This window comes from Methylobacterium sp. SyP6R, from assembly GCF_019216885.1.
Lineage (GTDB): Bacteria > Pseudomonadota > Alphaproteobacteria > Rhizobiales > Beijerinckiaceae > Methylobacterium.
Window position 1 is genome coordinate 4,513,405 of the sequence record NZ_JAAQRC020000001.1, and the last position, 25,993, is coordinate 4,539,397.

At 71.6% G+C, this 25,993-nt stretch carries 23 protein-coding genes and 1 riboswitch; of the genes, 8 read left to right on the forward strand and 15 right to left on the reverse strand.

Annotated elements, in window-relative coordinates:
• Nucleotides 1-77 precede the first annotated feature (77 nt).
• Nucleotides 78-301, reverse strand: a riboswitch (cobalamin riboswitch).
• Between the two features lie 99 nt (nt 302-400).
• The 4 genes from HBB12_RS20775 to HBB12_RS20790 all read right to left on the reverse strand — a co-directional run bounded on the left by HBB12_RS20775 (nt 401) and on the right by HBB12_RS20790 (nt 6,117).
• The gene (locus HBB12_RS20775) at nt 401-1,318 is read right to left on the reverse strand and encodes a TAXI family TRAP transporter solute-binding subunit (protein WP_236991086.1); all 918 of its coding nucleotides are present in this window, start codon (nt 1,316-1,318) and stop codon (nt 401-403) included.
• A 206-nt stretch (nt 1,319-1,524) separates the two neighbouring features.
• On the reverse strand, nt 1,525-3,873 hold the full coding sequence (locus HBB12_RS20780; protein ID WP_236991087.1) for a putative bifunctional diguanylate cyclase/phosphodiesterase: 2,349 nt from the start codon (nt 3,871-3,873) through the stop codon (nt 1,525-1,527).
• A 256-nt stretch (nt 3,874-4,129) separates the two neighbouring features.
• The gene (locus tag HBB12_RS20785; RefSeq protein ID WP_236991088.1) at nt 4,130-4,327 is read right to left on the reverse strand and encodes a hypothetical protein; all 198 of its coding nucleotides are present in this window, start codon (nt 4,325-4,327) and stop codon (nt 4,130-4,132) included.
• A gap of 311 nt (nt 4,328-4,638) precedes the next feature.
• Nucleotides 4,639-6,117, reverse strand: a complete 1,479-nt coding sequence (locus HBB12_RS20790) for an AMP nucleosidase (protein ID WP_442919298.1) — start codon at nt 6,115-6,117, stop codon at nt 4,639-4,641.
• Between the two features lie 96 nt (nt 6,118-6,213).
• Between HBB12_RS20790 and tsaA the strand changes: the two genes are divergently transcribed.
• Nucleotides 6,214-6,753 (forward strand): tRNA (N6-threonylcarbamoyladenosine(37)-N6)-methyltransferase TrmO, encoded by a 540-nt coding sequence (tsaA, locus tag HBB12_RS20795; RefSeq protein WP_236991089.1) that lies wholly within the window; start codon nt 6,214-6,216, stop codon nt 6,751-6,753.
• Here tsaA and HBB12_RS20800 read toward each other — a convergent pair.
• From HBB12_RS20800 to HBB12_RS20810, 3 genes are all read right to left on the reverse strand, one after another.
• Nucleotides 6,719-7,861, reverse strand: a complete 1,143-nt coding sequence (locus HBB12_RS20800) for a GNAT family N-acetyltransferase (protein WP_236991090.1) — start codon at nt 7,859-7,861, stop codon at nt 6,719-6,721. The two genes, tsaA and HBB12_RS20800, sit on opposite strands and share 35 nt — an antisense overlap.
• On the reverse strand, nt 7,858-9,168 hold the full coding sequence (locus HBB12_RS20805) for a lipopolysaccharide biosynthesis protein (protein ID WP_236991091.1): 1,311 nt from the start codon (nt 9,166-9,168) through the stop codon (nt 7,858-7,860). The genes HBB12_RS20800 and HBB12_RS20805 overlap by 4 nt, the downstream gene beginning before the upstream one ends.
• A 123-nt stretch (nt 9,169-9,291) precedes the next feature.
• The gene (locus tag HBB12_RS20810) at nt 9,292-9,738 is read right to left on the reverse strand and encodes a hypothetical protein (protein ID WP_236991092.1); all 447 of its coding nucleotides are present in this window, start codon (nt 9,736-9,738) and stop codon (nt 9,292-9,294) included.
• A 234-nt stretch (nt 9,739-9,972) separates the two neighbouring features.
• Here HBB12_RS20810 and panB point away from each other — a divergent pair, with 234 nt between their 5' ends.
• Nucleotides 9,973-10,815, forward strand: a complete 843-nt coding sequence (gene panB, locus HBB12_RS20815; protein ID WP_236991093.1) for a 3-methyl-2-oxobutanoate hydroxymethyltransferase — start codon at nt 9,973-9,975, stop codon at nt 10,813-10,815.
• A gap of 242 nt (nt 10,816-11,057) precedes the next feature.
• Here panB and HBB12_RS20820 read toward each other — a convergent pair whose 3' ends face one another.
• From HBB12_RS20820 to HBB12_RS20830, 3 genes are all read right to left on the reverse strand, one after another.
• The gene (locus HBB12_RS20820; protein WP_236991094.1) at nt 11,058-11,441 is read right to left on the reverse strand and encodes a hypothetical protein; all 384 of its coding nucleotides are present in this window, start codon (nt 11,439-11,441) and stop codon (nt 11,058-11,060) included.
• 92 nt (nt 11,442-11,533) lie between these two features.
• On the reverse strand, nt 11,534-12,964 hold the full coding sequence (locus HBB12_RS20825; protein ID WP_236991095.1) for a UdgX family uracil-DNA binding protein: 1,431 nt from the start codon (nt 12,962-12,964) through the stop codon (nt 11,534-11,536).
• A 266-nt stretch (nt 12,965-13,230) separates the two neighbouring features.
• Nucleotides 13,231-14,442 (reverse strand): putative DNA modification/repair radical SAM protein, encoded by a 1,212-nt coding sequence (locus HBB12_RS20830; RefSeq protein WP_236991096.1) that lies wholly within the window; start codon nt 14,440-14,442, stop codon nt 13,231-13,233.
• A 152-nt stretch (nt 14,443-14,594) separates the two neighbouring features.
• On the opposite strand from HBB12_RS20830, the gene HBB12_RS20835 reads away from it, so the two are divergent.
• From HBB12_RS20835 to HBB12_RS20855, 5 genes are all read left to right on the forward strand, one after another.
• Nucleotides 14,595-14,804 (forward strand): hypothetical protein, encoded by a 210-nt coding sequence (locus tag HBB12_RS20835; RefSeq protein ID WP_109972454.1) that lies wholly within the window; start codon nt 14,595-14,597, stop codon nt 14,802-14,804.
• Nucleotides 14,805-14,986: 182 nt separating this feature from the next.
• Nucleotides 14,987-16,336 (forward strand): Gfo/Idh/MocA family protein, encoded by a 1,350-nt coding sequence (locus HBB12_RS20840; protein ID WP_236991097.1) that lies wholly within the window; start codon nt 14,987-14,989, stop codon nt 16,334-16,336.
• A gap of 216 nt (nt 16,337-16,552) precedes the next feature.
• The gene (locus tag HBB12_RS20845) at nt 16,553-17,311 is read left to right on the forward strand and encodes an SDR family NAD(P)-dependent oxidoreductase (RefSeq protein ID WP_236991098.1); all 759 of its coding nucleotides are present in this window, start codon (nt 16,553-16,555) and stop codon (nt 17,309-17,311) included.
• A gap of 11 nt (nt 17,312-17,322) precedes the next feature.
• Entirely contained in the window at nt 17,323-18,201 is an 879-nt protein-coding gene (locus HBB12_RS20850) for a beta-keto acid cleavage family enzyme (protein ID WP_236991099.1), read from the forward strand.
• A gap of 264 nt (nt 18,202-18,465) precedes the next feature.
• Nucleotides 18,466-19,254, forward strand: coding sequence for a lytic murein transglycosylase (locus HBB12_RS20855; protein ID WP_236991100.1), 789 nt, complete (start codon nt 18,466-18,468; stop codon nt 19,252-19,254).
• Between the two features lie 261 nt (nt 19,255-19,515).
• Here HBB12_RS20855 and HBB12_RS20860 read toward each other — a convergent pair whose 3' ends face one another.
• From HBB12_RS20860 to HBB12_RS20880, 5 genes are all read right to left on the reverse strand, one after another.
• Complete coding sequence (locus HBB12_RS20860; protein ID WP_236991101.1) at nt 19,516-20,652, reverse strand: DUF2778 domain-containing protein; 1,137 nt, start codon at nt 20,650-20,652, stop codon at nt 19,516-19,518.
• Nucleotides 20,653-20,947: 295 nt separating this feature from the next.
• Nucleotides 20,948-22,774 carry a glutamine--fructose-6-phosphate transaminase (isomerizing) gene (glmS, locus tag HBB12_RS20865; RefSeq protein ID WP_236991102.1) on the reverse strand — a complete coding sequence of 609 codons (1,827 nt, stop codon included), beginning with the start codon at nt 22,772-22,774 and terminating at the stop codon, nt 20,948-20,950.
• Nucleotides 22,775-23,052: 278 nt separating this feature from the next.
• The gene (locus HBB12_RS20870) at nt 23,053-23,607 is read right to left on the reverse strand and encodes a fasciclin domain-containing protein (RefSeq protein ID WP_236991103.1); all 555 of its coding nucleotides are present in this window, start codon (nt 23,605-23,607) and stop codon (nt 23,053-23,055) included.
• Nucleotides 23,608-23,730: 123 nt separating this feature from the next.
• Nucleotides 23,731-24,447: an anti-sigma factor gene (locus tag HBB12_RS20875; protein WP_236991104.1), complete on the reverse strand. Its 717-nt coding sequence runs from the start codon at nt 24,445-24,447 to the stop codon at nt 23,731-23,733.
• Entirely contained in the window at nt 24,444-25,055 is a 612-nt protein-coding gene (locus HBB12_RS20880; protein ID WP_236991105.1) for a sigma-70 family RNA polymerase sigma factor, read from the reverse strand. The genes HBB12_RS20875 and HBB12_RS20880 overlap by 4 nt, the downstream gene beginning before the upstream one ends.
• Before the next feature lie 201 nt (nt 25,056-25,256).
• Between HBB12_RS20880 and HBB12_RS20885 the strand changes: the two genes are divergently transcribed.
• Nucleotides 25,257-25,958, forward strand: coding sequence for a DUF2270 domain-containing protein (locus tag HBB12_RS20885; protein WP_236991106.1), 702 nt, complete (start codon nt 25,257-25,259; stop codon nt 25,956-25,958).
• Nucleotides 25,959-25,993: the final 35 nt, after the last annotated feature.

Consider the following 25,993-nt stretch of genomic DNA (forward strand, 5'->3'; position numbering starts at 1 on the left):
GAAGGCCGCGCGAAAATCGCGCGGCGCACAGCCCGACCGCTCCCCCGGGCCGCACCGCCCGCGGGACGTGACCGCGCCGCGAGGCGCATGCCGAGGCAGGTCTCTAGCTCGCGGAGCACCGGTCCCGCCTCGCCTTCCCGGTGCCAGGCGCACCAGTGGCTTTCGGCGGCGGGTCATCTCCGCTCACAGTTGCGGGGGCAGCCTCGGCCTCACCGCGGATGCTCCCGCATCCGATGGGGTCACCGAGCTCCCGCTTCGCCCGCGGGCTCAGCACCCGGGGAACCTTGGCGGCACCATCCATGGCAGCCCGACCGTGCGTAAGCAACACTCGGAAACGCAATGTAATAATGTTGCCGAACTTGTGTCCACAGGAACACACCGGCCGGCGACGGGCCCGGGCCTACTCGCCGCGCAGGAAGGCCGCCGTCGCCGGATGGAGCCAGGATGCCGGAACCGCCCCCGACAGGTCGCGGGGGTCGCTCGGCCGCTCGTGCGGCAGGTGCCGGGCGAGGGCCGGCTTCGCCTTGTCGATCGCTGCGACGAAGCGGGCCACCGCCGCCGGGTCGAGGCCGGGCTTGCCGAGGATGAAGCTCCACGATCCCACGGTGTCGATTGCCGCGTCCTGGCCCGGGAAGGTGCCGGGCGCCACGGTGATGCGCCGCAAGGACGGGCTCGCCGCCAGGATCGCCGGAAGAGCCGTCGCCGGGGGGCCGAGGAAGCGAGCCCCGCCCGGACCCTCGGCCATCGCCCGGAAGCCCGGCCAGCCGGTGCCGCCGCCGAACAGGGCCGCGGCCTGGCCTGCCCGTACCATCGCCGGGCCGTCGCCGGCACGGTCGAGGAGAATCGGCCCGATGTCGCGCTCGGGGTCGATGCCTGCCCCGCGCAGGATCGTCCGGCCCATGGCGGTGAGGCCGGAACTGCGCGTGCCCAGGGCCACCGGTTGCCCGCGCAGGTCGTCGAGGCTGCGAACCGGGCTGTCGGCCGGCACCACGAACAGGCCCGGCGCCGCGTAGACCGGGGCGATCACGGTCACGGCCGGCGGCGCGCCCTGCTGGCCAAGCGCCTCGTAGGCGTATTCGCCCTGGACGAGGCCGAGATCGACCCGTCCGTCACGCAGGAGAACCAGGTTCTCGGTCGAGCCCTTGCTGGAGCGCAACTCCACGGTGAGATCCGGGTCCACCTCCCGGATCGCCGCCGCCAGCGCCTCGCCATAGGCCGGGAAGCCGCCGCCGGGCGTCGCGGTGGCCAGGACGAGGCGCAGGGGCTCGCCAGCATGGGCGGAGGTTAGGAGACCGATCCAGGCGGCTGCAGCGATCAACCTGCGATTCAACATGGGTTAAGGTGTCCTCGACCGTCCCGACGGTGGTGCCACCCGGCCCGCCTCCGCTCAAGCCACGGCTCACGCCGTCCACCGGCATAGGGGCCGCCTGCGGTGCCACGCATGCGATCGGGCCGTCACCTCCCCTGCCCGTCGACGGTCGGGTTGCCGTTCCGGCGGCGGGCCTGCCCCGCCCGCCGGAAGCCTCACGCCGCCGCGTTCTCGTCTCCAGGCTCCTCGCTCGTATGCTCGGCGAAATGGGCGATTGGGCCGGGGCGGCCGAGAAGATAGCCCTGCGCCTCGTGGCAGTTCTCGGCCCCCAGGAAGGCGAGCTCGGCCGAGGTCTCGACGCCCTCCGCCAGGACCGGCAGGCCCAGCCCCCTCCCTAAGCCCAGCACCGCCCGCATGATCGCCGCGGTCTCGTGGTTGACGTCGACGGCGCGGATGAACGACCGGTCGATCTTGATCTTGTCGAACGGGAAGGCGCGCAGGTTCGACAGGGACGAGTAGCCGGTGCCGAAATCGTCCATGGCGATCCGCACCCCCATCGCCTTGACCCGGCGCAGGGCGGCGAGCGCCCGCACCGGATCGCGCACGAGCGCCGTCTCGGTGATCTCGAGTTCGAGCCGGGCGGGAGAGAGGCCGGTGGTGATCAGGACCTCGTGGACGAGCTCGGCGAAGCCCGGGGCGTGGAGCTGCACCGCCGAGACGTTGACGGCGATGCGCAGCGGCTTGTCCCACGAGGCCGCCTCGCGGCAGGTCTCGCGCAACACCCACTCGCCGATGCCGAGGATGCTGCCGGTCTCCTCCGAGATCGGGATGAACTGGTCCGGCGGGACGTTCCCCCGCTCCGGGTGCTGCCAGCGCAGCAAGGCCTCGAAGCCGACGACGATCCCGGTGTCGATCGCCATCTGCGGCTGGTAGACGATCCGGAACTCGCCCCGCTCGACGGCGTGGCGCAGGTCGTGCTCGAGGGAGCGGCGATCGCGGATCTGCGCGGCGAGCACCGGTTCGAAGAACCGGTGGACGCCCCGTCCATGGTTCTTGGCGCAGTACAGCGCGGCGTCGGCGTGGTTGAGCAGGGTCTGGGCGTCCTCCGCGTCGGTCGGGCACAGCGCGATGCCGATGCTGGTCGCCAGGATCGGGCCGGCGCCCGCCCGCTGGTTGCCCTCGCGGATCACCCGCAGGATCTCCTCGGCGAGGAGCCCGGCCTCCTCAGCGCGCGCGAGGTCCGGCATCACGATCGCGAACTCGTCGCCGCCGAGGCGCGCCATCATCTGCCGCGGGCCGAGAACCGGGGCGATCCAGCGCGCCAGGGCCTGGAGCAGGCCGTCGCCCATGGCGTGGCCGTAGAGGTCGTTGACGTCCTTGAAGCGGTCGAGGTCGAGGCAGAGGACGGCCACGAGGCGGCCGCCGGAGCGCGCCGCGGCGATCTCCTCGTCGAGGCGGGCGCGGAAGCTCGCCCGGTTCGGCAGGCCGGTCAGGGTATCGTGGTGGGCCAGGAACTGGATGTCCCGCTCGGCCTTGCGCCGTGCCCGCAGGTCGCGGACCGCGACGGCGTGGAAGGGCCGGTTGCCGAGCGGCCGCCGGATCACGTCGACCGGCAGCGCCTCGCCGTCCGCTCCCCTGAGTTCGGCCTCGACGAGGTGGCCGTTCGGGCCGGCGTCGAGGCGCGCGACCACGACCTCGGGCAGGATCTCGGTGATCGGCCGTCCGACCAGAGCCGCCGGCGTCCGGCCGATCAGCTCGGCGAGGCTGGTATTGACGGTCACGATGCGCCGGCCCTCGCAGATCGCGATGCCCTCGACCGCGGCGTCGGCGAGGCTGTTCATCAGATCCTGCGACTCGCGCCGGCGCCGGGCGCGGCCGTCCAGAGTCAGGCCGGTGAAGGCGAGGACGAGGAGCGTCAGGCTGGCAAAGCCCAGCGAAGCGGCGAACTCGCCGCCGCTGGCCGTCGGCACGAGCCCGCCGGCGGCCAGGCTGAGCGTGACCGCGTGCGGCAGCATCACCGCGCAGGACAGGAGCAGGGCTCCGGCGCCGCGGCTCGCCGGGCTCTCCCGCAGGCTGCAATTCAGGGCGAGGCCGGCGAGCACGATCCCGGCCGCCCCGGACAGGGCGAGGCCGGCGAGCCAGGCCGGACCGCCCGCCCCCGGCAGGCTCGCCGAGGCCGAGGCTGCGACCGCGGCGAGGCCCAGTCCGATCAGGCCGCCGCCGAGAGCCGGCCCGACGCGGCGGGGCGCCGAGACGGCGGCCCGCAGGCCGCCCCCGGCGAAGAGCACCATGAGCACGAGGCCGAGCAGCAGGATCTCGCTCCGGCGCAGCATCTCGTCGGGGGCGCGGATCGCGGCCTGTGCGATCACCTGGCTCGCCCACAGCCCGAACCCGCCGGCGATGGCGGCGGCCGAGATCCAGATCCCCCGGCTGGTGCCGCTCGTGGCACGGGCATGCTGGAGCAGGTCGATCGTGGTGATCGCGGCGAGCACGCCGATCAGCAGCGACAGGCCGATAAGCCGCCCGTCATGCAGGGCAAGCAGGGTTTCGGCGGTCTGCAGCATGAGAGAGTCACGTCCAGCCTCGGCTTCCGGCACCGTGGCGGAAAGCCGGTTGCGAAGCGGTAAAATACATCGGCCGATTCCCGCATTCGCGAGCGAACCGCACGGAATTAGACCGGTTATACTGCGTCGGCGGTGCTCGATCTGCGGTTGTCGGCACCGGCGGACCCTCGGGCAGGAAAACAGTCATATCCTGCCGCAACCCGGGGCCGACCTTTCGCGAGGGCGCCGAGGACCATGACCGGGATGCCGACGAGCCTCAATCGCCGTCGAGCCGCAGGTGCGTGATCGCGCAGCCCCGCGCCACGAGATCCGTCGGGTCGAGGTCGGGAAACAGTCCGGCGTAGCGGCGCACCAGGGCCGCGGCGAGCGCCTCCGCATCCCGGATCGTCGGCAGCGAGGCTGCAAACAGCTCCGGCGTCACCGCCGCCACGGGTACGCGCTGGTGCACCGCCACGCACAGGCCGGTCCGGAATCGGCTCGGGTCGAGGACCGGCAGTTCCTCGGCGCCATCGGGCCGGCGGCGCCCGGCCCGACGGATCGGCAGCAGGGCGTAGCGCAGGCCGACGCGATTGATCGTGCGTTCGAGGTTGAAGTGGACGAGGTCGCGGCCGGGGCCCCCAACTCCGAAAAATCCGCTTCGTGCAGGCGGATCAATGCGTCGACGCCGAGCGACGCAGTAAGATCGGCGACCGCGACGACCCGCGTCGCACCGCCCTCCTCCACGGCGACGTGGCGGCTGTTCGAGATCGGCAGGGACATGGGAGACTACCGGAACGGCGGCTCGTCGAAGCTTCGCAGCTTGCGCGAGTGCAGGCCGTGGCGGTTGCGCCGCAAGGTATCGAGGGTGGCGAGCCCGATCAGCAGGTGCTCGCCCACCGCCCGCTCGTAGAAGGCGTTGGCGGCGCCCGGCAGCTTGATCTCGCCGTGCAGCGGCTTGTCGGAGACGCAGAGCAGCGTGCCGTAGGGCACCCGCAGGCGGTAGCCTTGCGCCGCGATGGTGCCGCTCTCCATGTCGACGCCGATCGCCCGGGACAGGTTGATCCGTCGCCGCTCCTGCGACCAGCGCAATTCCCAGTTGCGGTCGTCGTAGGTCACCACCGTGCCGGTGCGCAGGCGCCGCTTCAAGGCCTCCGCCTGCTCGCCGGTGACGGCGGCTGCGGCCTCCTGAAGCGCCACCTGGACCTCGGCCAGAGCCGGGATGGGGACGTCCGGCGGCACCACCTCGTCGAGGATCCGGTCGCGGCGCAGGTAGCCGTGGGCCAGCACGTAGTCGCCGATGGTCTGCGACTGGCGCAGGCCCCCGCAATGGCCGACCATCAGCCAGCAATGCGGCCGCAGCACCGCCAGATGGTCGGTGATCGTCTTGGCGTTGGAGGGGCCGACGCCGATATTGACGAGGCTGGTGCCTTGTCCGTCCCGCGCCACGAGGTGGTAGGCCGGCATCTGGAAGCGGTGCCAGGGCGAGGCGGCGATGAGCGCATCGGCCGCGGCCCCCGCCGCCTCCCCGGCCTCGACCGCGACGCCGCCGGGCAGGACCAGGCGGGCGTAGCGCTCGGGCTCGGCGGCGAGCGCCTTCAGGCCGACCCGCACGAACTGGTCGACGTAGCGGTGGTAGTTGGTGAGCAGGATCCAGGGCTGGATCTGGCGCCAGTCGGCCCCGGTATAGTGGACGAGGCGGCGCAGCGAGTAATCGACCCGCGGCCCGTCGAACAGGGCGAGCGGCCGGGGCTCGTCGCCGGCCTCCAGCCACAGCCCGTCGGCGATCTCGTCGCCGACGCTCGACAGCATCGGGGTCGGGAAGTGGCGCGCGAGGTCGCTGGAGGTGACGCCGCGGGCCAGCTCCGCCCCGGGCTCGACGACGTAGGGGTACGGGATCTCCTGGGCGCTCAGGCCCACCTCGATCGTGGCGCCGTAATCCTGCACCAGCGGCCGCAGCTGCTCCAACAGGTAGGCGCGGAAATGCGCCGGCTGGGTCAGGGTGGTGGCATAGACGCCCGGGCCCTGGAACTTCGCGGTGGCGCGGGTGATCCGCGGCATCGGCCCGGTCGGGCTGTAGGTCAGGCGCAATTCGGGGTAGCGGAAGTTGAGCCGCTCGGCGGCGTCGGGGGCTACGCCCTCCGCGAGGAAGCGCGTCAGCGCGTCCCGCAGGCTGCCGGCGGCGGCGGCGTGGAGCGCCGCCAGGCGGTCGACCGCCGTCTCGGGATCGGCCACCGTCTCCATCGGTCTCAGTTCGTCGGCGAACACGGTCGATCGGTCTCCCTGATGCCCCGGAGACGAGCCTATACCGGGCGGAGCGGCGGGGCGACCCGGATCCCGCCCCTGAAACGACGGGACACCACGATGAGCGAAGCGGATTTCGGCCCGCGGCCTGGCGAGACGAGCATCGAGTTGCCGGCGGCGTTCGACGCCGGACTCTACTTCGTCGGCCGGGTGCGCACGCCCTGGACCGCGCGGGCGGACTGCCCGCGCAACTCCGCGCAGTCGGACGCGGTCTGCACGCTGGAGGTCGATGCCCGCTTCGCCCCGGCCTTGGCGAGCCTCGAGGGCACCACCCACCTGATCGTGCTCTACTGGATGGACCGGGCGCCGCGGAACCTGGTGGCGCAGCAGCCCCGGCACGCGCCGGAGCCGCGCGGCACCTTCTCGCTGCGCTCGCCGGCCCGCCCGAACCCGATCGCCGTCTCGGTGGTCGAACTGCTGGGCATCGAGGGCGGGACCTTGCGGGTGCGCGGGCTCGACTGCCTCGACGGCACGCCGCTCCTCGACATCAAGCCCTACTTCGCCTCGACCGATGCGCGGCCGCAGGCGCAGGTCCCCCGGCGGCAGGCGGCGGCGACCGAGGCGGTCAGCGACGGCGCAGACGCGTCAGCCGCGCCTTGAGCCAGTCCTTCGCGGCGTGCTGCCGCCGGGCCAGATCGGCGAGGCGTTCCGCCGAGGGCCCGCCGGGTGGCGAGACGACGACCTCGGTGACGCGGACGCGCTCGGGATACAGGTCGTCGAGCACCGCGCTCGCCAGGGTCGCCGAATCGAGCCGGTCGGCGAAGCGCGTCTCGTGCAGGGCCCGGACGATCTCGGCTTCCAGCAGCACGCCGGGGGCGAGCGTGCGCAGGTCTTCGTCGTAGGCGGTCTTGAGCAGGGTGGCGGTGCCGCCGCAGACCAGCGCCAGGCTCGCGGCGACGACCCGCCCGTCGAGGCGCAAAAGGTCGGCCCGCGCGGTCACCGACCCGTCGCCGGCACGAAACAGGGTTTTGGCGAAATTTTCGGTCTGCCGCCGGCAGGCGAGCGCGGTGCCGGCCCGCCCCTTCCAGCCGCGGCGTTCCAGGGCGAGGAACTCCGCGACCGCGCCCGCCAGGTCGCCATCCGGCCCGACCGCCTCGACCGTGACGGCGCCGGCCTCGTCGAGGCGGCGGCGGCGGCGGCGCAGGTCCTTGAGCCGGCCCTTGTGCGGGTGCTCGCGCAGGAAGGCGTCGTGGCTCATGCGCCGGTCGAGGACAGGACGCAGGAAGCCCGCGACCTCCGCGGTGCCCCAGCCGTCGCGGGCGAGCGCGGGACGGAGGGCCGATCCCTCCGCCGGCAGGAGCGGCCACCACCACGGGTGCCCGAGCCCCCGCATGCCGGCGACGAGCGCAGCGAGCGCCGGGGCGCCCTCGGGTCCGGCAACGACGAGCGGCGCCGTCACCGTGAGGTAGGGCGAGGCGAAGGGCCGGGCGATCCAGCCGAGCCCGAGGGGCCCGCGCCCGATCCGGAAGGGCAGCAGGGCCAGAAGGTCAGACCCTGCGCGCACCGCGAGGCAAGGCAGATCCTCCGGCGCCAAGCCGTGGTCGCGATGCGCCTCCAGCACCCGCCGCGCATAATCGGGCGTCGGCCCGTCGGCGCGGGCGACCAGGGCGTCCCAGGCTGCCGGCTCCCGGCTCAACGAGGCGAGGGTCGTGACCTCGCAGGCCGGGGCGACGGTGACGATGGGGAACGGGATCGCGTGCGCGTTCATCGGGCGAAGGCCGGTGTGAGGAGACCGAGGCGGCGATGGGCGAGCCACGCCAGGACGCCGCCTCTCCCGGCGGTCACCAGGGCGGCGGCGAGCGCCGCGCCGGTGAGGCCGAGGAGGGGGACCAGCACCAGCGTGAGGACCACCGCCGCGGTAAGGAGCGCGACCGTGACGGCGGCACAGGCCCATTCCGCCCCCAGCATGGTCAGCAAGTCCTCCGCCGGCCCGAAGGCGGCGGCGAGACCGTGGCCGGCGACGAGGAGCGCGAGGAGCGGCAGGGCGTCGCGGAAATCGGGACCGAACAGGCCGAGGAGCAGCGGACCCGCCGCCACGACGCCGAGGCCGGTCGCCAGGGTGGCCAGCAGCGTGAGGCGCGACCAGCGCCGGACCAGGGCTTCGAGCCCGGCCCGGTCGCCCCGCGCCTGCGCCTCGGCAAAGCGCTGCGCGGTGACCGAGGAGGCGGCGTACTGGACGAAGACCACGAATTGCAGGAGCCGCGTCGCCGCGAAATAGGCGCCGACCTCCGCCGGCGGCAGCAGGAAGCCCAGCACCAGCACGTCGACGAAGTTGAAGCCGGAACCGGCGAGATCGATCAGCGCCATCGGCAGGGCCGCCCGCATCCACTCGCGCCACGGAAACAGGGCGCGCGCCGGCGCACGCTCCCGCCACAGGCGCCGCAGCAGGAGCGCGGCCTGGAGCGCGAGCGACAGGGCGGTGGCGGCGAGCGTGCAGGCGACGGCGATCGCGGCCTCGGCCGGCGCCCCGAACCCGACCGCCGCCAGCATCAGGGCCATCATCAGGCCCTGCCGCAGGAGGTAGGGCGGCGCGACCGCGAGCAGCGTCCAGTGACGGCCCCGCGCGACCCCCTCGCAGAAATCCTGGAGCGCAAAGAGCGGTAGCACCAGGGCGGCGACGAGCAGCGGACCCGCGTAATCTCCGGCGACGAGGCCGGGATGGAGCCAGAGGAGCCCGGCGCCGAGCCCCGCCAGGGTCGAGGCCGCCGCGAGGGAGAACAAGGCCCCGAATGCGAGGAAGCCGCGCTCCGGCCCGGCGGCGCCTTGCGCCCGGTAAGTCGGCAGGAAGCGGCAGGCGGCCTGCGACAGGCCCCAGGTCGAGGCATGGCCGAGCAAGGCGGTCCAGACCCAGATCGTGGCAAAGATTCCGTATTCCTCGCCGCCCATCAGACGGGCCATCAGCACCTGGGCCACGAAGGCGCAGGCCGCTGCGGCGATGCGCACGCCGAACACCGCGAGCGCGGTACCGGCGCCACCGCCCGCCTCCGCCTCACCGATCGAAGCCCCGGCCGCCATCCCGCCGCTCCGAATCGCGCTGCACGAGGGTCTTCAATAGCCGGTCGGGCTTGCGGGCGGGTTAAGTGGACCGGGTCAAAGCCAGGAAATCACATCCGGGGACCCGTGCCGAACTCGGGCGCCTCACGGCTCCCCGGCGGGTGCCGCCGGCACCTCGCTGTCGGCACGCGGCTCGGCATTGGCCACGGCCTTTGTGGTGAGCAGCGGTTCGAGGCGCCGGGCCAGTTCCTGGCCGAGATGGCGGGTATAGGTGCCGGTGAAGTAGCGGCCGCCGGCGCCGCGGCCGTCGAGATGGTCGCGGGCCTTGGTCATCGCGTCGACCTCGGGCCGGCACAGGAAGCCGATCACGCCCGCCGCCTCGTACCAGCGCCCGGCCCGGGCATGGGCGAGTGCCGCCGGATTGTTGCCGATGGTCTCGGCGAAGCAATCGGTCGCCGCCTGTTCCAGCGGAGTGAGCACTGCGCGCCGGTGCTCGGCGCGGGGATTCGGAGCCGCCGCCGCCGGGTGGGCCGCGGCGGTCAGCTCCAACGCCGCCAGGGTGCAGATCGCGCCGTAAAGCAGAACTCTCATATCCGGGCCTCGGCCGAATCAACCGCATCTAACCCGGCAAGCCTCATGCCGATCAAGGGCGGATCTTGGGCGAAATCCGCGCGAGATATCGAATTCCGGACCTGTGTGCTTTCGGCCCGAAGCTGAGCCGAGCAGAGAGGGCCACCCGCTCGTACGGGCTGCACCGGGGGCCGAGGCCGTCTACAACACGCCCGGCAAACAGGCGGGGCCCCGCCGGAACGAGGAAGCCGTGCCATGTCGCAGGTCGTGGAAACCCGCCGTCTGACGACCCTGGACATCGCCCGGCGCAAGGCGGACGGACGCAAGATCGTCGCGCTGACCGCCTGCCACGCGCAGATGGCCGGCCTCATCGACCCTCATTGCGACGTGATCCTGGTCGGTGACTCGCTCGGCATGGTGATGCACGGGCTCGATTCGACCCTGCCCGTGACCCTGGACATGATGATCCTCCAGGCGCAGGCGGTGATGCGGGGCACGCGACGGGCACTCGTCGTCGTCGACATGCCGTTCGGCTCCTACGAGGCGAGCCGGGAGCAGGCCTTCGCCAGCGCGGCCCGCATCCTGAAGGAGACGGGGGCAGGGGCGGTGAAGCTGGAGGGCGGCGCGCGCTTCGCCGAGACGGTGACCTTCCTGACCCAGCGGGGCGTGCCGGTGATGGGCCATATCGGCCTTACCCCGCAATCGATCCACACGATGGGCGGCTTCCGGGTGCAGGGGAAAGGGCCTGACGCCCCGCGCCTGCTCCTGGAGGATGCCCGGGCGATCAGCGAGGCCGGCGCCTTCGCGATCGTGCTGGAGGGCATCGTCGAGCCGGTGGCCCGCACCATCGCGCGTGCGCCGGAGGTGACGGCTCCCACCATCGGCATCGGCGCCTCGCCGTTCTGCGACGGCCAGATCCTCGTTCTGGAGGACATGCTCGGCCTGTCCGAGCGCACCCCGAAATTCGTCCGGCAGTACGGACGCTTACGCGCCGAGATCGATGCGGCGGTGCGCCTCTATGCCGAGGAAGTCCAGGCCGGACGTTTCCCCGATGAGGCGCATACCTACGGCGAGCGCCAGGAATTGCCGAAGGTCTGACGCGATCTCCGCTCCAGGTTTTCCGCCCCTGACCTCAGCCCGGGAACCTATTCGACCTGCGACACCACGATCGCAACGGGCTTTCCTATCCTACCCTCCCACCTCATCCTGAGGTGCGAACGCAGCGAGCCTCGAAGGAGGGCTTCAGGGAGCTCGGAGACTTCCGGATCTCGCCTTCGAGGCTCGCTTCGCTCACATCTCGGGATGAGGTCGCGAGTGGAGGAGCCCCATGCCGACGCGCGCTAGCCGCGGCGCTCGGCGTTCCAGCGGCCCTTGCAGGAATTGGAGCCGGAGGTGGTCCAGTTGCCGAAGCCGGTGCCGTCGCCCAGGCGGCCGACGACCTGCGCCGCGGCATCGCCCCGGCTGATCGTCGCCCGCACGGCGCCGCTCGGTTGCACCCGGCCCGACACGGTGAAGTCGCCGCCGCCAGCGTAGCGGGCCTGGCCGTTCTGGATGATGACGCCGTAGCGGTAGGCCTTGTCGCAGGTCCCACTCTCGGTGATGACCTCGACGCTCCAGGTGCCGTCGAAGCGATTGGGTGCCTTGGCGCTGGTTCTGGCAGCGGCCGGCGCCACGGCACCGGCCAGACAAGCTCCCGCCGCGAGGGCGGACACGATCAGCCTCATGATCCTCGTTTCCCGGTTCGGTCTGGCGTCAAACTCGGCAGCAGGCGGTTGGTTGCCGCAATGCAGCGTTTCCGCGCGTTAACCGGCCACACTCACGCGGCCCTCGCTTCCGCCGCCAGGGTCGCCGCCCGCCGCAGGTCGTCGACGAAGCCCACATACGCGTCCTCCCGCGCCCCGTCGGGCAGTCGCAGCAGGTAGGAGGGATGGACCGTGACGAAGCCCCGATACGGCTTGTCGCCGAAACTCGCCGGTCCGCGGGCGCGGGTGATCGGCACCTGCCGGCCCGACAGCGCCAGCATCGCGGTGGCGCCGAGCGCCACGACGACGCGTGGCGCCACGAAGGCGAGCTCGCGTTCGAGCCACCAGCGGTAATGCGCCACCTCGCCGGCGCCGGGCTTCTGGTGGATGCGCCGCTTGCCCCGAACCTCGAACTTGAAGTGCTTGACCGCATTGGTGAGATAGGTCCGCTCGCGGTCGATCCCGGCCTCGCGCAACGCCCGCGACAGGAGCTGGCCCGCCGGACCGACGAAGGGCCGCCCGTGCACATCCTCCTGATCGCCCGGTTGCTCGCCGACGAAAGCGATGTCCGCGCCGAGCGGACCTTCGCCGAGGACGGCCTGCGTCGCGCCCGGCACCAGCGGCTCGGAGGCGCGGATGATTGCGTTCAGCGCTTCCAACGAGTCGGGCTCCTGCGCCGCCATCGCGGCGAGCGCCCGCGCCGGCACGCGCTTCATCGGCGCCTCGGGGGCGCGGGCGATCATCTCGCCCACGCGCCGGCCGGCCTCGCGGACCAAGCCGGGGATCGCCGCGGCCTCGGGCAGGTTGTGCCAGTATTTCTTCGGCATCTCGGCCCGCATCGCCGCCAGGTTGGTGCGGGCAGGATTGAAGGTGCTGGAATAGTAGTCGGTCCAGCCGGCCTCGAAGGCGTCCGCATCCGGCACGTCCTCGCGCCGGCCCGGCGGCCCGAAGGTCAGGGCCCGTCCGTCCCAATGGGCCGAACCGTCCGGCGTCAGGATCGACCAGTCGAAGGAGGGGAAGCGCGCGGAGAAGAACGGCGCCGCCTCGGCCAGGATGTGATGCTCGGGCTCGAACCAGGCGGCGAATCGCTCACGCCCTCCCGCCCCCGCCCCGGCGCGGCGGAAGCGCAGGAAGGCGTGCATCTTGTGCAGGTCGCGCGCCACGCTTTTCCGCATCAGGTACAGGCGATGGACCAGCGGGTCGCTCGCCACCTCGGCAAGATGCCGCTCTCCCCCCGCCACCCGCCAGACCAGCCGGTGCAGAAGCGCATAGCGCTCGGGATCGCGGTGCATGACGACAGATGGGATCAGGGCCGCCACCGCCCGCGGCAGTGCGAGGGCCGGGCCGGGCTCCGTCAGTTCCGCCTCGGCAAACAGCGAGGCAGCCTCACCGTCGATCCAGGTCACCGCCTCCGGTGGGATGCCTGCCGGGACGAGGCGCCGGATCGCCACGCGGAACCCCGCGAGGTCGGCGCCGGCCTGGAGCCGGATGGTGTGGGCGCGCATCCAGAGCATTTTCCGATGAAGTGGAGACCGGTTCGTCGCAGGCAATGCGGCAAACCAAAGACCTAAGCAGATTTCGCAAACGTGGACGCCGGTTTTGCGGAAAAAATCTGCGACAAACAAGGATCTAAGCTGACGAAGCGTCGGCCTGCCAACGCAAGTCTGCTCTAGAGCACTTCACGATCGCGTTGCCATCGCGAAGCTCTCTAGGACTTTGATTTTGCCGCATTTTCTGCGACGAACCGGCATCCACTTCGTCGGAAAATGCTCTAGAACAGGCTCAGCTGGCGCGGCGGCTCGGCGAGACGCGCGCGCAGGTCGAGCCGATCGGTGAGCCGCGTCGGCGCATAATCGGCCGCGATCAGGAACGGCCGGGCCCGCTTGAGACCCGATGTCAGGCGGGCGACATCGTCGAGGCGCAGCGTCGCATGGCGGCGCGCCGCCACGATCTTGTCCACCGCCCGCACGCCGAGGCCCGGCACCCGTAGCAGCATCTCCCGGTCGGCCCGGTTGACGTCGACGGGGAAGCGGTCGCGGTTGCGCAGGGCCCAGGCGAGCTTCGGGTCGACGTCGAGGGCGAGCATGCCGGATTCGGTCGCCCCGGCCACGTCGTCGGGCGAGAATTCGTAGTACCGCATCAGCCAGTCGGCCTGGTACAGCCGGTGCTCGCGCTGGAGCGGCGGCGATTGGCTCGGCAGGATCGAGGCCGCGTCGGGAATCGGGCTGAAGGCCGAGTAGTAGATCCGCTTCAGGCCGTAATGGTCGTAGAGGCGGGCGCTGGTGCGGATCAGCGATTCGTCGGTGCTGGCATCCGCCCCGACGATGACCTGCGTCGATTGCCCGGCGGGGGCGAAGCGGCGCTTCTCCTCTTTGGCCTGCAGGATGCGCTCGCCCATCTGCCCCATCGCGGTCTGGATCGCGGCGCCGTCCTTCTCCGGCGCCAGCCGTTCCAGGCTCGCCTCGGTCGGAAGTTCGAGGTTGATCGAGAGCCGGTCGGCGTAGAGCCCGGCCTGCTCGATCAGCCACGGGCTCGCCTCGGGGATGGTCTTGAGGTGGATGTAGCCGCGAAAGCCGTGCCGCTGGCGCAAGGTCTTCGCCACCCGGATCAGCTGCTCCATCGTGTGGTCGGGCGAGCGGATGATGCCGGAGGACAGGAACAACCCCTCGATGTAGTTGCGCTTGTAGAACTCGACCGTCAGCGTCACCACCTCGTCGACCGAGAACTTCGCTCGTCGCACATTCGAGGAACGCCGGTTGACGCAATAGGCGCAGTCGAACAGGCAATAATTGGTGAGCAGGATCTTGAGCAGCGAGACGCAGCGCCCGTCCGGCGTGTAGGCGTGGCAGATTCCCGCCCCCGTCGTCGAGCCGAGCCCGCCGGCCTCGGCCTTGCGCTTCGGCGCCCCCGACGAGGCGCAGGAGGCATCGTATTTCGCCGCGTCGGCGAGAACCGTCAGCTTCTTCTTGAGGGCGTCATCCATTCCTGCAAACTGGCTTTCGTTCGTGATTTGTTCAAGGTGGAAGGTGCCGTCCTCCCGTGGTCGAAAGCCGCATCAGGGGGCGCAGGAACCCATCGCGCCGCCCCTCGTTGTCTGCCCGATTGGAATTGTTCTGATTTGCAAGGAGGCACACGATGGCGACGAACCCGTCCGCGAACTGCCGCAGCTGCCGCTACTTCGACGACCACAAGCTGAACGGCGCCGCCGCGCAGGGTGAGGAGGGCCTGTGCCGCTTCAACCCTCCCGTGAGCCAGCCCGAGCCGCAGGGACACGGCCTGTGGCCGGTGGTCTCGGCGCAGGATTGGTGCGGGCATTTCTCGCCGGAGATGATGGCGGGCGAGTAACAGCGCTCACGCCCAGGAGTGTCCGGAAGGCCGGTCCCGCGAGGGCCGGCCTTTCTGGTTTCAGGTTCAGGAGAACCCGGGCGAGCCCCGCCGGGTCTACGATCGGGCGCCTGCCGACGGCGGAACCCTCCCATCCCGGATACGTTGCGCAGGCTCTTCAAGTCCCAACGGATGGTTGCCCGATGCCGGACGATGTCACCGCCCTCTCGCGCCGGAGCCTGATGATGGCCGGCGGCGCCACCCTGGTCGGCCTCGGCAGCGGGGCTGCGCAGGGGGCACCCGGGCAAGGTACGCCCGGACCCGAGCGTCCGGTCGATACCGGCAAGGTCGAGAACGGCAAGGTGACGTTTCCGAACTGGCGCGGCCCCTCCGACCGGCCGTCCGCGCCGCCACCGGCGCCGCTGCCGCCGGGCGAGCGGGTCGGCTTCGCGATCGTCGGCCTCGGCCGGCTGTCGCTGGAAGAAATCCTGCCGGCCTTCGGCGAGTGCCGGAAGGCGAAGCCGGTCGCCCTGATGTCGGGCTCGCCCGAGAAGGCCAAGGCGGTGGCGGCGCAATACGGCGTCAAGCCGGAGGCGATCTACGGCTATGACGGCTGGGATGCGCTCGCCCGCAATCCGGAGGTGAAGGCGGTCTACATCGTGACCCCGAACGCGCTCCACCGCGACCAGGTGATCGCCGCCGCGAGCGCCGGCAAGCACGTGCTGTGCGAGAAGCCGATGGCGGTCTCGTCGGGCGAGGCGCGGGCGATGATCGATGCCTGCGCGAGCGCGAAGGTGAAGCTGATGATCGCCTATCGCTGCCAGTACGAGCCCCATAACCGCGAGGTCGTGCGGCTGGTGCGCAGCGCCAAGTACGGCAAGGTCAAGCTCATCGAGGCGACCAACACCCAGACCATGAGCCTGCCCGAGCAGTGGCGGATGAAGGCGGCGTTGGCCGGAGGCGGCGCGCTGCCGGATATCGGGCTCTACTGCCTCAACGGGGTGCGGGCGCTGATGGGCGAGGAGCCGGTTTCGGTCCAGGCGCAGGTCCATTCGCCGGACGATCCGCTCTACCGCGAGGTCGAGGAGACCGTGGCCTTCACCTTACGCTTTCCCTCGGGGGCGCTGGCGCTCTGCTCCACCAGCTACGGCGCGCACGAGACCCGCTCGCTCACCGTGCAGGCCGAGGGCGGCGCGATCCAGCTCCAGAACGCCTTCGCCTACGAGGGCCAGCGCCTATTCCTGAACCATCGCGAGGGCAAGGCCGAGGCGAAGGAGGAGCGGGTGCTCGGCGCCAAGAACCAGTTCGCCCTCGAGATCGACCACATGGCGACCTGCATCCTGGAGAACCGCACGCCCCGCACCCCGGGCGAGGAGGGCCTGCAGGACCAGATCCTGATGGAGGCGATCTACGAGGCCGCCCGCACCGGCAACGCGGTGGCGCTGAAGGGCCCGGAGCGGATCGTCGGCAAGGGCGAAAAGGACCAGGGCAAGGATCAGGCGGGCAAGGCTCTCGACCAGACCCGCGGTCCGGAGCCGGAGGAGGCCGGTTAGGGCATCGTCTGACGGGGCGGGGCCGGTTCGGCGTCGCGGAGCAGCCTGGGCCGTCGCGGCGGGCACCGGCATACGCCCGACCCCCGATCATGGCACGGCCGCGGTCGCCGTCGAGGCGCGCCACGGCACACCCCCGATGCGCTCCTCAAGCTGGACAAGACCCGCCCGCTCCTGCCACTCTCCCGCGAAACAACATTTCGCAGGGTGGAAACTCCAATGATCAGTGCGGATCTGCGCGGGCGCTGCGTGCTCGTCACCGGCGGCGCCTCGGGAATAGGGCTGGCTGCCGTCACGCTGTTTGCCCGCTGCGGCGCCGGCGTGGTGCTCAATCATCTCGCCGAGGATGCCCGCGGGCCGGAAGCCGCCGCGCGGCTGGCGGCCGAGGGCCTGAAGGTCCAGGCGCTCGCCGGCACCGTCTCGGTGCCGGGCGAGGCGGAAGCCATGGTGGCGCGGGGGATCGACGCGCTCGGCGGCCTCGACGTGCTCATCAACAATGCCGGCACCCCGGCCACGACCACGCCGATTGACTTTGCCGACCTCGACGCCATGACCGAGGAGTTCTGGCAGACCATCCTGGCGACGAACCTGATCGGCCCCTATCGCTGCGCCCACGCGGCGGCGCCTGCGCTCCGCCGCGCCAAGGGCGCCATCGTCAACACCGCCTCGGTGGCCGGGCTCGGGCAGCGCGGCTCCAGCATCGCCTATTCGGCGAGCAAGGCGGGGCTCATCAACCTCACCCGCAGCCTCGCCCGGGCGCTCGCGCCGGATGTCCGGGTCAACGCCGTGGCGCCGGGCCTGGTCGAGACGCCCTGGACGGCGCCATGGTCGCAGGAGCGCAAGGCCGATTCCGTCGCCCGTACCCTGCTCGGCCGCATGGCGAAGCCCGAGGACATCGCGCAGGCCATGCTGTTCCTCGCCGCCGGCGCGCCTTACGTCACCGGCCAGACCCTGGCGGTCGACGGCGGCATGCTCTGAGGGAGGGACGGATGTCTCGCAAGACCGTCATCACCTGCGCCCTCACCGGCTCGTTCGATACGCCCGCGAAGAACCCCGCCGTGCCGGTGAGCCCGCAAGGGATCGCGCAGTCGGCGCTCGAGGCTGCCGCGGCCGGCGCCGCGGTGGTGCATATCCACGTCCGCGATCCGCAGACCGCCAAGCCCAGCATGGAGCTTGCCCTCTACCGCGAGGTGGTCGAGCGGATCCGCGACAAGAATGCCGACGTGATCCTCAACCTCACCACCGGGGCCGGCGGGCGCTACGTCGCCGGCGATCCCGACCCAGGCGTGGCGGGCCCCGGCACGACCCTGGCCTCGCCGGAGGCGCGCACCCGCCACGTCACGGCGTTGCGGCCGGAGGTCTGCACCCTCGACGTGGCGACGATGAATTTCGGCGAGCACGCCTTCATGAACACGCCCGCCCATCTGCGGGCGATGGCGGCGCTGATCCGCGAGGCGGGGGCGAAGCCCGAGATCGAGGTGTTCGACCTCGGTCAGATCGAACTGGCTCGCCATCTGATCGCGGAAGGCCACCTCGACTCCCCGCCCTTGTTCCAGATCTGCCTCGGCATCCCGTGGGGCGCGCCGGCGACGCCCGAGACCCTGCTGCAGATGCGCGACCGCCTGCCCAAGGACGCGGTGTGGTCGGCCTTCGGCATCTCGCGGGCCGAGTTCCCGATGGTGGCGCTCGCCGCCACGGCCGGGGGCCACGTCCGTGTCGGGCTCGAGGACAACCTGTACCTGTCGCGCGGCGAGCTCGCCCCGAGCAACGCGGCCCTGGTCGAGAAGGCCGTGAGCCTGCTCGCCCATCTCGATTGCGCCCCCGCCAGCCCGGCCGAGGCGCGGACGATCTTCGGGATCGCGGCCTGATCCGGCGGGCGTGGCCGAAAGGCCACGCCCGCCAGATCGTTGTCCTGTCGCGCCCTTCGAGGCCCTACATCCCGTTCGACCAATCCGGCCGCGTTTTGCACATGGCGGGCCGGAGATAGGTCGGGTTGCAGTTCCGCCGTAAAGATTCCGCACAGGGCTACGCTGTAGCGTCGCCCATCGGGCGGGCATGACTTGCTGGAGAACGGGATCCGCGGCGGCCACCGACCCGAGGCTCGGCGCGCGGCTCCCAAGGGAGTATTGGGGATGATCGGAAGCGGTTACGGGAGGGCGCTCATCGCCGCGGGCCTCGCGGTGCTGGCCGGCGGCGCGCACGCCGCGCAATGCGGCAACTCGGCCGCCGGGTACGAGGCCTGGAAGCGGGAATTCGCCGACGAGGCTCGCGGGCGCGCCAGCCCCGCGGCGATCTCGGCGCTGATGGGCACCTCCTACTCGTCGGCCACCATCGCGGCGGACCGGGGCCAGAAGAGCTTCAAGCTCTCTCTCGACCAGTTCATGGCCAAGCGGGGCGCCGCCTCGATCATCTCCCGCGGCCGGGCGATGAAGCGCTCGCAAGCCGCCCTGTTCGACTCGATCGAACAGCGCTACGGCGTGCCCCCGGGCCCGCTGCTGGCGATCTGGGGCATGGAAACGGCGTTCGGCGCCGTGAAGGGCAACGTCAACACCCTCTCGGCGGTGGCGACCCTGGCCTACGATTGCCGCCGCTCGGCCTATTTCACCGACCAGCTCTACGCCGCCCTGACCCTGGTGGATCGCGGCATCCTGAGCCCGAACACCCGCGGCGCCGCCCATGGCGAGGTCGGCCACACCCAGTTCCTGCCGAAGAACGTCCTGAACTACGGCACCGGCGGCAGCCTCGACAACGCCTCGGTGGCGCTGAACTCGACCGCGAACTTCCTCAAGGCCCATGGCTGGCGCGCCGGCGCCGGCTACCAGCCCGGCGAGCCGAACTTCGCGGCGATCCAGGGCTGGAATGCCGCTTCTGTCTACCAGCGCGCCATCGCGATCATCGGCGCGAAGATCGACGGGGAGTGAGTGGGATTTAAGTGAATCGGCCTCCGGGAACTTGTTCCGGAAGCCGATTTCTCCATAGGCTGTCCAGCCTGACATCCTCCATGTCATTCCGGGGCCGTGCAGCGGAACCCGGAATCCAGACACTCAGGCGGTGGAGGATGAAGCGGAACGAGAGCTGCTTTGTTCTGAACCATCCGCGGTTCTGGATTCCGGGCTCCGCTGCGCGGCCCCGGAATGACATGGTGGTTATGACCATCGTCGATTGCAGACCGAACAGGTCTCTCAACCCCGCGTCGCCCGGTCCGACGGGCCGCCCCGCCCGATCCGCGGCAGGTCGCTCGCGCCGCTGCCCGGCACCACGACGACGCGGCGGACCTCGCCGCGCAGGAAGGCCTGCAGGAAGCGGTCGTAGTTGCGGAACGAGATGCAGCCGTTCGAGGCGCCGCTCGGTCCGAGCATGTAGGTATGGGCGAGCAGCCCGACCCGGTTGTGGATGGCGCCGCTGCCGCCGACCGGGTTGAGCCGGATCGCCCGCACGCCGTGGAACAGGGCCTCACGCTCGGTGAGGTCGTAGGTGCCCGGGGGCGTGGCGCCCCGCATCTTCAGGTGGACGTTGCGGGGATCGTCCATGTGCGGCCCGAGGCCGGAATGCGCCTCCAGCGACTCGCCGCTCGGCAGGGTCACGGTGCGGGCGCTGATGTCGTAGATCGCGATGCCCGGGCTGGCGCTCAGGCGCGGCCGCGGGCTCGGGTCGAGGCCGCCCGGCGCGGCATAGGCGAGGGTCTGGGACGGGGCGCTCGTGCCCCCTCCCCCGAAGATCCGGTCGAACAGCGACGGCTCTTCCGGCAGGGCGGCCTTGAACACGCTCTGGGTCGAGGCCATCGCCTGGTTCTGGCGCCGCGGCAGGCGCGTCGCCAGCACGGTCGGCGCAGGCCGCGTCTCGGCGGGGCGCAATTCGGGCGGGCGCGGCACCGGGAGGGGCACGGCGACGAGCGGCGTGGTGGCGGGCTGCACCGCCTCGGACGGCGCCGCCGGAGGCGGCACCAGGGCGGCCGGCGCGGCCTCGGCGAGGCGCAGAGGCTCGGGGGCAGGCGACGGCGCGGGCGAAGCCGCCGCGAGCTGTTGCGGCGCCTCGGCCGGGAGGTCGCGGGTGAAGCCCGTCGCCTCGCCCCTCAGGGTCGGCAGCGGCGCCAGCATCCAGCCGAGCTCGGCCGGGGCAACCCGGGCTTCGCGCAACGGCGCGGCCGGCTCCGCGGCGATGCCGGCGACCGGCGGATGGGTCTCCTCGCGCGGCACCAGGCCGGCCGCGGCCCCGATCCCGCCGAGGACAGCGGCGATGCCGAGGAGCCGCCGGTTGCGGCGGCGGCGACGGATGGAGCCCGGGGCGAGGCGACCGGACGAATACGCGACGAGGTCCATGCGGCCTGTACTCGATGGCTTGTCCCGCACGGACCCGCACGCTCGGCCGCCGGCGCGCGAGGGCGCAGCGGGCCGGTGAGTTCGGCCGTTTAGGAAAGGATCAACCTTAAGCCCTCGTATTGAGCGGCCTCTTGGTTAATCCCGGCTAAATGACATCGAGGGAATCCGAAGAATTCGTGGCACCGTGATGGCGGCCGGGCCGGCCGGCGTCCGGCCTTGTCCCGAAACGCGACGGCGCGCCGCCCGAGCCGGGCGACGCGCCGTTAAATCCTTGTTCCCGCCGCGGCGGGCGGGCTCACTCCACGGTGACGGATTTCGCCAGGTTGCGCGGCTGGTCGACATCTTTCCCGAGCACCACGGCGGCGTGGTAGGCGAGCAGCTGCACCGGCACCGCGTAGACGATCGGGGCCACCACCGGGTCGAGGTCCGGCATCATCAGGGTGGCGAGCGTGTCGAGGCCGGCGGCGTCGGCGCCGCGGGCGTCGCCGATCAGCACGATCCTGCCGCCCCGGGCCGCCACCTCCTGCATGTTCGAGACGGTCTTCTCGAAGGTGTTGTCGTGCGGCGCGATCACGATCACCGGCACCGCGTCGTCGATCAGCGCGATCGGCCCGTGCTTCAGCTCGCCGGCGGCGTAGCCCTCGGCGTGGATGTAGGAGATTTCCTTGAGCTTCAGCGCGCCCTCGAGCGCCATCGGGTAGGCGGTGCCGCGGCCGAGATAGAGCACGTCCCGGGCCTTGGCGATCTCGCGGGCCAGGATCTCGATCTCGTCCTCGCGCTTCAGGGCCTCGGCCATCAGGCCCGGCACCTTGATCAGCGCGTCGACCAGGCGCTTCTCTCCCGCCGCGTCGAGGGTGCCGCGGGCGCGCCCCGCCGCGAGCGCCAGGCAGAGCAGCACCGTGAGCTGGCACGTGAACGCCTTGGTCGAGGCCACCCCGATCTCGGGGCCGGCGAGCGTCGGTACCACGGCGGAGGCCTCGCGGGCGATGGTCGAGGTCGGCACGTTGACCACCGCCAGGGTGTGCTGGCCTTGCGACTTCGCGTAGCGGAGCGAGGCCAGGGTGTCGGCGGTCTCGCCCGATTGCGAGATGACGATGGTCAGCCCGCCCTTCTCCAGCGGCGGCTCGCGGTAGCGGGTCTCGGAGGCGACATCGATCTCGACCGGCAGCCGGGCCAGCGTCTCGAACCAGTACTTGGCGACGAGGCCGGCATAATAGGCGGTGCCGCAGGCGGTGATCGAGATCCGGCTGAGATTCGCGAAGTCGAAGGGCAAGGCCTCCGGCAGGGCGACCCGGCCGGCGGCGAGGTCGACGTAATGGGCGAAGGTGCGGCCCACCACCTCCGGCTGGTCGTAGATTTCCTTCGCCATGAAGTGGCGATAATTGCCCTTGTCGACCAGGAAGGCCTGCGTGGCGATCTTCTGGCGCGGGCGGGCGACGACGTTGCCGGCCTGATCGCGGATCTCGGCGCCGTCGCGGGTCAGGATGGTCCAGTCGCCCTCGTCGAGATAGGTGATCTCGTCGGTGAAGGGCGCGAGCGCGAGCGCATCGGAGCCGAGATAGGTCTCGCCGTCGCCGAAGCCGACCGCGAGCGGCGCACCGTGGCGGGCACCGATCAGGAAATCCTCCTCGCCGGCGAACAGGAAGGCGAGCGCGAAGGCGCCGCGCAGGCGCGGGAGCGCCGCCTCGACGGCCGAGACGGGGCCGAGGCCGCCGCGCATCAGGTGGGTGACGAGCTGGGCCACCACCTCGGTGTCGGTCTCGGTCTCGAAGACGCAGCCCTCGGCGGAAAGCTCGGCCTTCAGCTCGCGGAAGTTCTCGATGATGCCGTTATGGACCACCGCCAGCCGCTCGGTGGCATGGGGATGGGCGTTGGTCTCGTTCGGCCGGCCATGGGTGGCCCAGCGGGTGTGGCCGATGCCGATCGCGCCGGAGAGCGGGCTCTGGAGCAGCTTCAGCTGCAGGTTCGACAGCTTGCCCTCGGCGCGCCGCCGCTCCAGCCGCCCGGATTCCAGGGTGGCGATGCCGGCCGAGTCGTAGCCGCGATATTCGAGCCGGCGCAGCGCGTCGACCACCTGTCCCGCCACGGCATTCCGGCCGACGATTCCCACGATCCCGCACATGCTCACCGCCTCAACGTCTCGCCCGCAGAGTGTCCCGCTGCGGGACGCCCCGGCCTTTATGCGGAGCATTGCGGCAGGATTCCTGCCGGAGATCTCTCACCGGAGGAGTCCTGCTGCACCGCACCCGCCATGCTCGCCGTCCTTCTAGCGGACCGGCGGGCGACATGGCGAGTCAACTTGCGTAACGGATTATAACGGCCAAGGTTCACGGAGAGGTTTCACGGATCGGCTGCATCGGGCGGCGGCCGGGCGGTGCTCCCGCCCGGCCGCCGGTCCGGTCAGGGCATCATCACGGTGTCGATGACGTGGATGACGCCGTTCGACTGCATCACGTTTCCGATCGTCACTCGGGCGGTGTTGCCCTTGTCGTCGGCGACGAACAGCCGCTTGCCCTTCTGCATCACCGTCAGGTTGTCGCCCTCGACGGTCTTCAGCTCGGCCTGGCCGCCGCCCTTCTTCACCAGGGCCATCAGGTCCTGGGCGGTGTAGGTGCCGGGCACGACGTGATAGGTCAGGATCTTGGTCAGCGTCGGCTTGTTCTGCGGCTGGACCAGGGACTCGACCGTGCCGGCCGGCAGCTTGGCGAAGGCGGCGTTGGTGGGGGCGAACACCGTGAACGGGCCGGGGCCGGCGAGCGTGTCGACGAGGCCGGCTGCCTTCACGGCGGCAACCAGCGTGGTGTGGTCCTTCGAGTTGACCGCGTTCTCGACGATCGACTTCGACGCGTACATCGGCGCGCCGCCGACCATCGGGTTCTTCGCCTGGGCGGCACCGGCCGCCGTCGCCAGCGCCAGGGCGAGGACCAGGGTGCGGGCGTGATTCCGGATCGTCATGGGGGTCGTCCCGTCTCTCGTGTCGGCCCCGCTCTCGTCGGGGTCGAGGGCCGGTACGGAGGGCCGGACGGGAAAGTTTCGGAGGAGCGCGATTTTTTTGCCCGCCCTCGAATTTTCTCGTGCCTATTCGCGGATCAGGCGGCCGCTATAGACCACCGGCCCGGTCGGGGCGCCCGAGGGCGAGCCGCCCGGCGGCTCCACGGTGACGGCAAGGCTCGCCCCCTCGATGAGCCCCCGGTCGCCGGCCGGCAGGGGGAACCGGGTGCCGGCCTCGTGCCGGACGAGGCCGAGCGAGCGGGGCGCGCCCGCCGCCGGCACCACCCAGAGTTCGAGGCTGCGGTCGCGGGGAGCCTCGGCGGCGAGCGGCCGGACCTGGACCGTGCCGGCCCGGGTATCGACCCGCACCACCAGGGCCGGCAATTCGCCGCCCCGGTTCACCACCGCGAGGTACTGCGCCGTCTCGGGACGCGGCGCCAGGCGCTCGACGGCGATGAACACGGCGAGGCCGGCGGCGAGCGCGCCGGCGGCCAGGGCGGCGCGGCGCCAGCGCCGGAGCGCCGGGCGCAAGTCCACCACCGGGGCGGCGGGACGCGGCCCCTCGGCGGCAAGGCGCGCGGCGATGCCCTGCCAGGCGCCGGGCGGGGCTGCGACCTCCGGCACGGCCCCGGTGAGGGGCGCGAGGCGCGCCTCCCAGGCCCGCTCGGCCGCCTGCAGCGCCGGAGAGGTCGCCCGGTCGCGCCGATAGGCCTCGCGCTCGGCCGCGCTCAAGGTGCCAAGCACGTATTCGGCGGCCCGCAGGTCGGGTTCGTCGGAGGCGCCCATCGCGTCGGGAGTGTTCATGCGGCTTCATCCAGGCAGCCCCGCAGCACGGCGAGCCCGCGATGCAGCCAGGTCTTCACGGTGTTGACCGGTCGGTCGTAGCGCACGGCCAGCTCCTCCCGCGACAGGCCCTCGCAATAGGCCCGGACCACGCAGTCGCGCTGCGTCGGCTCGAGCCGGTCGAGGCAGGCGAGGAGCGCGTCGCGGTCCAGGAATTCCGCCTCGCGGTCCCGCGGATCGGCGACGCGCTGGAGCCAGTTCTCGTCCTCGTCGTCGCTCGCCGGCATCGGCACCTCGCCCTTCCGCCGCACCCAGTCGATGGCGCGGTGGCGCGCGATCGCGGCGAGCCATGCCATCGGCCGGCCCGCCTCCGGGGCGTAGCCTCCGGCATGCTGCCAGACCCGCAAGTAGGAATCCTGCAGCACGTCCTCGGCGGCGCCCCGGTCCCGGACGATACGCAGGATCAGGCCGAAAAGTTTCGGGGCCGTGCGCTCGTAGAGCGCCCGCAGGGCGTCCTGCCGTCCCGCCGCCACCCGGGCGATCAGCTCGGCCAGGACAGCGACATCACTTTCGGCGACATCGCGGTCGGCGGGCGGGTCTCCGGGGGGCAGGTCCTCGCCGCGTAGCATCGCTCGTGCCTCCCCCCGGGGGCAGTAACCCCTATCGGCCTCCGCCATAGATCAATCGCGCGCGAAGGACCACGGGGCTGCACGATCTCGCTCCGTCGGATCGACGGTGCGACGCGCGTCTTCCGGTTCGCCCGCGATCTGCGCCATGATGCCGGCGCCCGGGCCCGGACGACGAAGAGGCACCGGCGAGGCAGGAGTGCCATGATCGCCGCAACGCCTGAGGCCACCGCCCTCCCGTTCCCGAAGACGCCGTCCGAGACCATCACGGTCCTGGCCCATTACCACCGGGCCGAGATCGCCCGCATGGCCGGCTGGCGCGACCGGATCGACCGCACCACCAACTGGGCGATCACCGTCATCGCCGCGATGCTGTCGGTCTCGCTCTCGACGCCGACGGCGCATCACGGCGTGCTGCTCTTCGCCATGCTGCTGGTGATGCTGCTGCTCGGCATCGAGGCGAGGCGCTACCGCTTCTTCGACGTCTACCGCACCCGGGTGCGCCAGCTCGAGCGGCACTATTACGCCGAGGTGTTCGCGCCGGGGAGCGTCGTCGATCCCGGCTGGACCCGGATGCTCGCCGACGACCTGCGCCACCCGGTGTTCCACGTCAGCCTGCGCGAGGCCTTCGGCCGGCGGCTGCGGCGCAATTACGGCTGGATGTTCGCGATCCTGCTGCTCGCCTGGGTGCTGAAGATCACCTCGGCGCGCCTCCAGGAGACCGGACCGCAGGCGGGTGTCGCCGAGACCGTCCACGGCATCCCCGAGATCCTGGCCGGGGCCGGCCTCGGGCCGCTGCCGGGCTGGCTGGTGCTCGCGGGGGTGGCCGCGTTCTACGCCTGGCTCCTCGCGGCTGGCCTGCGGGCGGGCCGCCGCGATCCCGACGACGGGTCCGTGCACGTGTGATGCCTGCTTGTTTGCTTCGGCATGCGTTCCCACGC